The organism is Streptomyces sp. SID4985, assembly GCF_009863025.1.
Classification (GTDB): domain Bacteria; phylum Actinomycetota; class Actinomycetes; order Streptomycetales; family Streptomycetaceae; genus Streptomyces.
Map to the genome: position 1 here is coordinate 1 of NZ_WWIR01000250.1, position 5,043 is coordinate 5,043.

Below are 5,043 nucleotides of genomic sequence, written 5' to 3' on the forward strand. Positions count from 1 at the left end.
CGGCGGTGGTGCCGTCCCGGCCGCGGCCTTCCCTGCCCGTACACCGCCACGAGGACCTCCCCGTGAACATATTGGTCGACCATCTCGCGGATTTCCGCGAGGGGTTCATCGGCACTGTTCTGCTGACACTCGCCAGCGGACTCCTCGCGATGGTGCTGGGTGTCATCATCGCCGGTTTCCGCGTCTCTCCCGTTCCGCCCCTGCGCGTGTTCGGCACCGCATGGGTCACGCTCTTCCGCAACACTCCCCTGACGCTGCTCTTCCTCATCGCCTGGTTCGTCGTCCCGGTGGTGTTCGTGCCGGGCATGAGCCCGTGGACCAAGGCGCTGCTCGCCCTCGGCTTCTACACGTCGGCCTTCGTGTGCGAAGCGGTGCGGTCGGGCATCAACACGGTGCCGCTGGGGCAGGCGGAGGCCGCCCGCTCGCTCGGCATGAGCTTCTCCCAGACCCTGCGGCTGATAGTCCTCCCGCAGGCCACCCGGACGGTGGTCGCCCCCCTGAGCTCGATCTTCATCGCGCTCACCAAGAACTCGGCGATCGCGGGCGCGTTCAGCGTGACCGAGATGTTCGGGGTGCAGAAGCTCCTCAGTGACCAGGGATACGCCATCACCTGGATCTTCCTGTGGGTGGCCCTGGGCTACCTCGTCATCACTTTCTCGATCAGCGGTCTGTTCCGGCTGCTGGAGAGGCGTCTGGGGGTCGCGCGATGAGTGCGAGCGTTCTGTTCGACACGCCCGGGCCCCGGGCCCGGGTCCGGAACCGTCTCTACACGGTGCTGGGTTCGCTGGCGCTGGCGGGCCTGCTCGCCTTCGTCGTCTACCGACTCGACGCGAAGGGCCAGCTGGACCCGAACGTCTGGGACATCTTCAACAACGCGGGCGTCCGCACCAACATCCGCGACGGCATCCTGACCACGCTCAAGGTCTTCGCGGTGGCCGGTGCCCTGTCCCTGGTGCTGGGCCTGCTGCTCGCCGTGGCACGCGTGTCCGACCACCGGCCGGTCCGCTGGTTCGCCACCGGGTTCATCGAGCTGTTCCGCGCCGTCCCGCTCCTCATCACCATCTACGCCCTGTGGGTCGTCTTCCTCACCTACAAGACCGACCTCGGCGCGGTGGGCGACAACGCCGCGTTCTGGGGCCTGGTCGTCGGCCTGACCGTCTACAACGGCTGTGTCCAGGCGGAGGTGTTCCGCGCGGGCATCAACGCCGTACCCCGGGGACAGGTCGAGGCGGCGCACGCGCTCGGTCTCCGCAAGTACCAGGTGATGACGACGCTGCTGCTTCCGCAGGCGGTGCGCTCGATGCTGCCGACGATGATCAGTCAGCTCGTGGTCACGCTGAAGGACACCTCGCTCGGCTACATCATCACGTACACCGAACTCCTGTACGCCACCCGGATGATGGCCACCAACATCATCGTCAACGGCGAGAACCCGTTCACGGCGGTCACCATCGTGGCCGGCGCGATCTACATCACCATGTGTCTCGCGCTCTCCTCGCTGGCGACCTGGCTGGAGCGGCGCGGCCGCCGGGCGAAGACCGGCATCGTCGTGGCCGTGGCGGCGGGGGCCGACGAACAGCCGGAGGTGCTCGGCGCCGCCGAGGACGGCCCGGTCGCGGCGGGCGGCGACGCCGGCCGCCCGCTGACGTGACCCCGGGTCGTACGTTCCCGCGGTGAACCGCGCCGCCGGTGTCCCGCCCCGCGACGGGGACGGACGGGACACCGGCGGCGCGGTCGGCTCACCGGCGGCGCGGTCGCCTCACTTGACGGGCTTGATGACGACGCTCCCCGAGATGTCCGTCGGGTCCCGGTGGATGGTCAGCGTGACCGAAGCCTTCAGGTCACCCATGGGCGACAGCAGGACGGACTTCTTGCAGCCCTTGGCCGACTTCTTGTCCGTGTCGTACGTGGAGCCCCGCTTCACGGCGGCACGGGCCCACCAGTTGGCGCATCCGCTGTACGTGATGCGGATCGAGTGCTTGCGCAGGTTGGACAGTGACGTGCTGCGGTACTGCTTGTCGACCCACTTGTACGAGCCGGGGAGCCCGCCGATGCGCATCGTTCCGGAGCGCTGGCCGAGGTAGATCTCGGAGGGGCCGTCCGCGAAGGCGGTAGGTGCCGCGAGAGTGGACGCCAGGACGGCCGTGCCGATAAGCAGGGCGGCCCGACGCTTCGTCCGGATTTTCTCGTCACCGTGCATGAATGAACTCCTTCAGTGTTCCGCACAGGGAAGATTCACGCTTGAGGGAAATTTGAGATTTGCGAGAGGGATCGCGTCAGGCCGGGTATCCGCCCCAGTTCCAGCGCCAGGTGTCCTTGAACGGAGTGCGCGAGGCACCCTTGTAGACGATCACGCTCTCGGCGTAGAAAGTCTTGCACTTGTTCTTCGGCGGCAACGCCTTGATCAAGGTGGACGTCGGCGCCTTCTTGCCGGCCACGCTCGCGCTGTAGACGAGCTTGGACTTCGGCTTGAAGCAGTAGATCTTCCCCGAGAGGCTGGCGACCTTCCGCCCCTTGGGGCAGCCGCGGGCCGTCTCGAACCACGCCTTGAGGTAGGTGCCGAACTGGTCGGAGTCGTACCACACCTTGAGAACCGGATTGCCGCAGCTCGCGGCCACCGCGACCGTCTTCGGACCGGCCGCGGGCGCCGCCTCGGCCGGCGTGCCGATCGTCCCCGCGGTCAGGAGACAGGCCGCCGCGGCGGCACCCAGCACCGTTCCCCGGCGTATTCGATTGCCGTCCATGTCGCTCCCTTCTTTCGCCTCGCCTTTGCGATGGCTTGACGATCCTGCATTCCTGAGCGACAAAGGAAGTTCCCCCCACTCGGGGGGCCGTCGGGAAGTACCCCGAAACAGGGGATTGACATTCACCGCTCGGCCGTCGGCGTAATCGGCCCGAAAAAAATGCCGAGTCGGCTTGCGAAAGCAATTGCACAGAGATAAGTGAATGTCGAAGGATGCTTGACGAACACGCGTGGCAATCAGAGGATCGCTCGTGCTGCTCGTCGTGACCGGACGAGAGGCGATGTCACGCGTGCCGTCGCACAGGCACAGAACCACACGGGGACCGAATGTTACGGGTGGGAATCATCGATGACAGATCGCTCTGCCGCGCCGGACTGCGCGAAATGCTCCAGGCCGTGGCCCGGGAATCCCGTCAGGGTCCGCGGATCAGTGTCGTGGCCGAGGGGAAGCGCGCTCAGGCCGCCGCGCTGGTGAGGACCACCCGGCCCGCCGTCCTCATCAGCGGCGACGCGTCGGGCAAGGACTCCCTCCCGCTCGTGGAGACCGTCAACGCGCTCCCCGGCGCACCCGCCGTCCTCGTCATCGCCGAACGCGTCACCCGACGGGACGCCGGTGTCCTCCTCGTCAAGGGTGCGGCCGGGGTACTGCTCCACCGCTCCGCGGTCCGGCACCTGGCCTGGGGGCTGACCGCCGTCTCCCAGGGCAGCCGCGCGCTGTCGCCGGAGATCGCCGACGCGCTCCTGCACGCCGGCCCGGCCCCGCTCCATTCCTGTCCCGGGGCCGAGGGCCGCATCGCGGACCTGAGCGCGCGGGAGCGGGAGGTGCTGGCGCTCCTGAGCGAGGGCCTTCCCAACCGGGCCATCGCCCAGGCTCTCCACATCAGCCCGGAGACGGTGAAGGACCACGTGCGCGCCCTGTGCGCCAAACTGCGCGCTGCCAACCGCTTCCACGCCGCCCGCATCGCATGGCAGGCCGGTGTCGTCCCCCTGCCCGTCTGAGGGGGCGTCGGGCGGAGGGAGTGAAGGGGCTGCCGTGCCCGAAGTGCACGAACGCCGAAGCGAAGTCGGCCGTGCCGTCGAGGCTGTCACTTGACGCAAGCAGCCGCAGTAGGTTGCATACTTTCCGTGATCGTGCACCCTGCTCCACACTTGTGTTCACATGCGGCCATCAGGACACCATCGCGGGCAGGGGGCGTCGCGTCGTGGACCCGGTGATCATCGTCGGAGCGGGGCCCGTGGGGCTCACGCTCGCCCTGGCGCTGGCCCGTCAGGAGGTGCCGTCCGTCGTCCTGGACGAGGGTCCGGGCAAGGACGAGCCCCGTCCCGCGCGCACCGTCGTCCTGCGCGAGGACACGGCCGCGCTGCTGGAGCGGCTGACCTCGGTGCCCGCCGACGCGCTCGGGGTCCGGTGGACCGGCTGGCGGTCGATGCGCCGTCGGCAGGTGGTGAGCGAGGCCGTCTTCGAGTGGGACGAGCCCGCTCCGCTGCACATCGCCCAGCACGTCCTCACCGGTGCCCTGCGGGCCGCGGCCGCCGCCGAGCCGCTGGTCCGGGTGGTCGCGGACAGCCGCCTCGACTCCCTGGAGCAGGAGCGCTCCGGTGTCACCGCGCACACCCGTGGCCCCGACGGCACCTGGTGGCGCGGCAGTTATCTGGTCGGCTGCGATGGTCCCCGCTCCACGGTCCGCAAGCTCCAGGACATCCGCTTCCCCGGCCGTACGGCGGTGGAACGGCACGCCGTCGCCACCCTGCGCGTCGAACTCCCCTGGGAGGCAAGCGCGTTGCTGCACCGGACGCCGCCGTGGCGGTCCTCCGGTCCCCCCTGCTCGGAGATCACGGCCCGCCCGCTGCCGGACAGCATGTGGCGCCTGGACTGGCTGCTGCCCCCGGGCAAGGAACTGGTCACGCCCGACCTGCTGGTGACCCGCGTCCGCGAGACCCTCGCGGGCTGGACCGGCGGTTCCACCCCGGCGTACGACCTTCTCGACACCGGCGTCCACACGGTGCACCACCGGCTGGCCCGGCGGTGGCGCGCGGGGCGGGTCTTCCTCGCCGGGGACGCGGCCCATCTGCTCGGCGCGCTCGGCACCCAGGGCCTGGACGAGGGGTTGCGGGACGCCGACAACCTCGCCTGGAAACTGGCCGTCGCCTGGCACCACGGCCCGCACGAGGCCCTGCTCGACAGCTACCAGACCGAACGGCGCGCGGTGGTCGCCGCCCGGCTGCGCGCCGCCGACCAGCTGCTTCCGGTACTGCGCGGCGGGGGCGGGCTGCGCGCCTACGTGCCCGGCGCGACCCGC

Annotated in this window: 6 protein-coding genes; 4 read left to right on the plus strand and 2 right to left on the minus strand. The window is 69.6% G+C overall.

Annotated elements, in window-relative coordinates; all coding sequences use genetic code 11:
• Positions 1 to 62 precede the first annotated feature (62 nt).
• Both GTW40_RS10260 and GTW40_RS10265 read left to right on the plus strand, forming a co-directional pair.
• The gene (locus tag GTW40_RS10260) at positions 63 to 710 is read left to right on the plus strand and encodes an amino acid ABC transporter permease (protein ID WP_161179856.1); all 648 of its coding nucleotides are present in this window, start codon (positions 63 to 65) and stop codon (positions 708 to 710) included.
• Positions 707 to 1,651, plus strand: a complete 945-nt coding sequence (locus tag GTW40_RS10265; RefSeq protein WP_161179857.1) for an amino acid ABC transporter permease — start codon at positions 707 to 709, stop codon at positions 1,649 to 1,651. The genes GTW40_RS10260 and GTW40_RS10265 overlap by 4 nt, the downstream gene beginning before the upstream one ends.
• A 108-nt stretch (positions 1,652 to 1,759) precedes the next feature.
• Here GTW40_RS10265 and GTW40_RS10270 read toward each other — a convergent pair whose 3' ends face one another.
• Together GTW40_RS10270 and GTW40_RS10275 are read right to left on the minus strand one after the other, a co-directional pair.
• Positions 1,760 to 2,200 carry a hypothetical protein gene (locus tag GTW40_RS10270; protein ID WP_161179858.1) on the minus strand — a complete coding sequence of 147 codons (441 nt, stop codon included), beginning with the start codon at positions 2,198 to 2,200 and terminating at the stop codon, positions 1,760 to 1,762.
• Between the two features lie 76 nt (positions 2,201 to 2,276).
• The gene (locus GTW40_RS10275) at positions 2,277 to 2,744 is read right to left on the minus strand and encodes a hypothetical protein (RefSeq protein WP_161179859.1); all 468 of its coding nucleotides are present in this window, start codon (positions 2,742 to 2,744) and stop codon (positions 2,277 to 2,279) included.
• A 434-nt stretch (positions 2,745 to 3,178) separates the two neighbouring features.
• Between GTW40_RS10275 and GTW40_RS10280 the strand changes: the two genes are divergently transcribed.
• Both GTW40_RS10280 and GTW40_RS10285 read left to right on the plus strand, forming a co-directional pair.
• Positions 3,179 to 3,742 carry a response regulator transcription factor gene (locus GTW40_RS10280; RefSeq protein WP_161179860.1) on the plus strand — a complete coding sequence of 188 codons (564 nt, stop codon included), beginning with the start codon at positions 3,179 to 3,181 and terminating at the stop codon, positions 3,740 to 3,742.
• A gap of 203 nt (positions 3,743 to 3,945) precedes the next feature.
• Positions 3,946 to 5,043, plus strand: a 1,098-nt coding sequence (locus GTW40_RS10285) for an FAD-dependent monooxygenase (protein ID WP_161179861.1), incomplete at its 3' end; no start/stop codon positions are given.

Bases quoted from the DNA above. Each gene is read 5' to 3' on its own strand.
- GTW40_RS10265 (WP_161179857.1), top strand. From the start codon at position 707: ATGAGTGCGAGCGTTCTGTTCGACACGCCCGGGCCCCGGGCCCGGGTC.
- GTW40_RS10270 (WP_161179858.1), bottom strand. From the start codon at position 2,200: ATGCACGGTGACGAGAAAATCCGGACGAAGCGTCGGGCCGCCCTGCTT.
- GTW40_RS10275 (WP_161179859.1), bottom strand. From the start codon at position 2,744: ATGGACGGCAATCGAATACGCCGGGGAACGGTGCTGGGTGCCGCCGCG.